We start from the raw sequence: 1,254 nt of genomic DNA on the forward strand, positions 1-1,254 counted from the left end.
CAACTGTGCTTTCTATTTATTTTAGATAAATTAAGGATAATTTTTAAATTTCTAAGTCATGATAGCCTTTAGTCAAATAATAAATAAAAAAAAGCGATGAAATACTCATAACAATAATGTTCACCCATTGCCACCCATTTGGAAAAGCTAACGTAAATCCTGCGAGAAAGGAAAAGATTAAATTGCCGGAATAAGTAAATGTTGAACTAACACTTTGTAATTTATGCTTAATGTCATGATGAATTTCATTAAGATAAAATGTTCCGCCGCTAAACATTAATGCCCAACCTATACCGGCAAAAAATAGAGAAATAACATAACTATAATATGGGGATAATAGAAAAATACTTATTGAACCCACAAAAAAACATAAACTACCAAATAAAATTAGGGTACCGGTTTTAATTTTTTTAATTAAAAATGGAATGAATAAGGCAGGAGCATACATACTAATAAAATGTAACTGTAATGCAAATACATTTTGTGACACAGGATAGTGATTATTATGCATTGATAATGGTGCAGAATTCATAATTAGAGTCATTAATGAAAATCCAATAGTACAACTTAGTGTTCCAATAATAAAATTTCTGGAACGATATACCTGCTCTTTATTTAGTAAACTTATAGAGTTAGGTGACGAAGACGCTTTTTCTATGAAAACAAAGAATTGGCTCACAATCAATAGAGAAAATATTATGATTATAAAAATAAAATTACCCATTAGATCATGATTTGAAATGAAGTTAACGCCTTTCCCAGCCAGAAAAGGACCGAATATTCCGCCAAGAATACCTGAACCAATGACTAATGACGTTGATCTTTTTTTCCATATTTCATTATCAAAAATCTCTGCTGCTGCAAATCTGTAAAATTGATTAAATATAGCCGCATTACCAAGAATAAATGTTGAAAATAGAAAAAGCATAAAGTGCTGATAATATAACGTAAATATAGCTAGGATTGCGCCAGAAATACCAATAAAACCACTAATGACAAATGATCTTCTTCGACCGTATTTTTTCATTAATAAACTTGCATAATAAATCATACAAAATGAACCTAGAACCGTCATTGTCATAGGAAGGGTTATCAATATTTCTGTCGGCGCTAGAGATTTACCGACAAGAGCAGAGGTTAATGTCAGTAAAGAAATTACCGTTCCGCTTAAACCTTGACCTAAACAAAGTGCTATTAAAGTAATATATTTTTTCATAAATATACCCCTAATTTATTTTTGGCTATCAATTATTC

1 protein-coding gene is annotated in these 1,254 nt (G+C 30.0%); it reads right to left on the bottom strand.

Annotated features, from left to right (window positions below):
- Window positions 1–43: 43 nt before the first annotated feature.
- On the bottom strand, window positions 44–1,216 hold the full coding sequence (locus tag BKK47_RS12185; RefSeq protein WP_077495081.1) for an MFS transporter: 1,173 nt from the start codon (window positions 1,214–1,216) through the stop codon (window positions 44–46).
- Window positions 1,217–1,254: the final 38 nt, after the last annotated feature.

It is taken from the genome of Rodentibacter mrazii (genome assembly GCF_001998825.1).
GTDB lineage: Bacteria > Pseudomonadota > Gammaproteobacteria > Enterobacterales > Pasteurellaceae > Rodentibacter > Rodentibacter mrazii.